The organism is Bacillus sp. AP50, from assembly GCF_040492675.1.
Lineage (GTDB): Bacteria > Bacillota > Bacilli > Bacillales > Bacillaceae_G > Bacillus_A > Bacillus_A cereus.
The window spans coordinates 1-2,356 of sequence record NZ_JBEUTW010000676.1; the positions used below are offsets into that span (position 1 = coordinate 1).

A 2,356-nucleotide genomic window follows, 5' to 3' on the forward strand; every position below is an offset into this window, starting at 1 on the left:
ATCATTGCTACTGCATCATTATTATGAAAACCAGCGCTTAAAACCTCGTAAGTTATTCCATCATTCTCATTAATAATCATAGGTATATTTAAATAGGGATAGTTATTTATATTGTTATGAATAACTGTTCTTGCTGTATTCTTTCTTATCTGATTCCCTTGCATTTTATACACTCCTTTATAACAATCCAAACGTTTAAATCTATTCTATTTTACATCCAGTATATCCGAAAATTGTAGTGTCAACTTATTATAGAAAGCATCCGTACATATGATAGCGCTATTTAACGGATCTATATCAATGATGGTCATATAGTTAGTAAGTAAATAGCCGCCTTCATAATATGTGATTAGTATTTCTTCTTCGGATAATAAGGAACATAAAAGCATGTTCTCAATCAGTTCTTTTTCTTCAGAGGTTAAAATGGGACGTGCTATTTTATTTTTCTCTTTGATTATTTCACGTATTCCGGCGAATTGTTCTGGCATTGCTGCGAACGGAGACCATTTGACCATGACCATTCCTCTTCCTTTTGGCATATTGGCGTTACTCATGATTTATGTCCTCCTATTAGTGTGTTTCTGTGTCTAGCTGTAGCGCTATGCGTGTAGGAAATCCCTCGTAAAATACTGCTTTTCCCAAACTTTGTGCGTATTTCATCCATTACTTTTGTCAACTTCACTTCTTGTTCTCGTTTTGTGACATCATCAAAAAGAGAAATTTGTTCTTCCCCTTCTTGAATTAGGTTTGTTAAGGATATGTTTATGCTACGAATGGGTTCACCAGTATATTGCTGATGTAAAAAGTATGTACAGATATGATAAATATCCATTGTTAAATTTGTAGGACGGCTTAAACTATGTGTTTTTCTAATGCCACCTGCATTATCCTTGCTATAACCAACAGAGAAATGAACGGTTCGAGCAAGTTTGTTTTGTTGTCTTAATCGATAGCAAACTTCTTCGGTATGTTCCAGTAGGATAATTGGAAATTCTTCTATTGTATAATCACGCATTAAAATTTGGCTTTTTCCTATAGAAGTTGTAACCGGAACATATTTCTCTGAAATTCGACTCAAATCAATCCCATTACTATGTAAGTGTAATTCTTCTCCAATCACACCGAAGCTTTGTTTTAAATATTTAAGAGGATAATTAGCTAAATCTCCAATAGAATGTATTCCTTTTTGATTTAATTTTGTTTCTGTTTTATGCGAAATACCCCAAAACTTACTAAGCGGCCGTATGCTCCATAATTTTGTAGGTATATCTTCGTATGTCCAATAAGCGACTCCGTCTTTATTTTTCTTTGCTTCAATATCTAAAGCTACCTTACTCATCAATAGGTTAGGTGCAATCCCGATTGTGCATTCAATTCGTGTGTGTTCATATATTTCACGTTTAAACTGTAATGCAAATTCATTTGGATTTCGGGCAAATAGATGGATGCTATCGGTAATATCCATAAAAAATTCATCGATGCTGTATTGATGAAAGTCTTCAATAGGAACATATTGTAGAGCTAACTTCGTTATGTAATTGGAGCACTTAATATAGGTTCCCATAATTGGATTCACAATAAGGATATCTTTTTGCCGAGGAATCTCGTATAGCCTTGCCAACTTCTTTACTCCCATTGCTTTTAAAGGTGGAGTTGCGGCTAAAACAATGGACCCATTCCTATTCACATCACCGACTACAGCTAATAAAATTGAATAGTCATACACTATAACTCCTCCTAATAATAACGAGAACATTCGTTCTTGTTATTATTATACACGAACCTATGTTCTTTGATGGAGTGGTTTTTGAAAAAATATTTAATTATATGTAGTAGAAATATGTTGAACGACAGAGAGAAGTAACAGCCTAATGTTTTTGAGGTTTCTAGGATATAAACGTTTTTATCTATATTAGAAAGTACAGGAAGAAAATGATGGAAGAGAATCTTGTTATATCATATTCTGAATACATAAGATGTAACTGGTTGCTGCCGTTAATTATTTTAATTGGATTCCCTAAATTATTTGGTCCTTTGTCCACAGTAACATTATTTGCTCCGGGAATAGGGCAACTCTTATTTTTAATACCTTTGCTCTTTTTAATTGTGGGAGTCGTTAAATTGTGTAAAGTAACGAAAATAGTAAAAAAAGTATTTATAAATGACGTTATCGTTATGTTTTTTAGTGTAGTAAAGCATCTTGAATTGGATCAGAGAATGTATGGCATTCCGTAAGGTAGTTCAATTTAATAAAAGGTTAAAGAAAGTCATCCTTATAAAAGAGGCTTCTTTTTAAGGGATGTTATATGAAATGTTATATTCTATTTGTAGAATCCTAAGAAAGTATGACATTTTA

At 32.9% G+C, this 2,356-nt stretch carries 3 protein-coding genes; 1 reads left to right on the forward strand and 2 read right to left on the reverse strand.

Annotated features, from left to right (window positions below; genetic code table 11):
* Window positions 1–206: 206 nt before the first annotated feature.
* Together ABWK52_RS28290 and ABWK52_RS28295 are read right to left on the reverse strand one after the other, a co-directional pair.
* Complete coding sequence (locus ABWK52_RS28290; RefSeq protein WP_098508933.1) at window positions 207–554, reverse strand: YolD-like family protein; 348 nt, start codon at window positions 552–554, stop codon at window positions 207–209.
* Window positions 551–1,756, reverse strand: a complete 1,206-nt coding sequence (locus tag ABWK52_RS28295; RefSeq protein ID WP_353772323.1) for a Y-family DNA polymerase — start codon at window positions 1,754–1,756, stop codon at window positions 551–553. Before ABWK52_RS28295 ends, ABWK52_RS28290 begins: the two co-directional genes overlap by 4 nt.
* A gap of 179 nt (window positions 1,757–1,935) precedes the next feature.
* On the opposite strand from ABWK52_RS28295, the gene ABWK52_RS28300 reads away from it, so the two are divergent.
* Window positions 1,936–2,235, forward strand: a complete 300-nt coding sequence (locus tag ABWK52_RS28300; RefSeq protein ID WP_255289057.1) for a hypothetical protein — start codon at window positions 1,936–1,938, stop codon at window positions 2,233–2,235.
* The last annotated feature ends 121 nt before the right edge of the window (window positions 2,236–2,356 follow it).

Excerpts from the sequence above, each read along its gene's own strand:
- ABWK52_RS28290 (WP_098508933.1), bottom strand. The coding sequence starts at position 554 with ATGAGTAACGCCAATATGCCAAAAGGAAGAGGAATGGTCATGGTCAAA.
- ABWK52_RS28295 (WP_353772323.1), bottom strand. The coding sequence starts at position 1,756 with ATGTTCTCGTTATTATTAGGAGGAGTTATAGTGTATGACTATTCAATT.
- ABWK52_RS28300 (WP_255289057.1), top strand. The coding sequence starts at position 1,936 with ATGGAAGAGAATCTTGTTATATCATATTCTGAATACATAAGATGTAAC.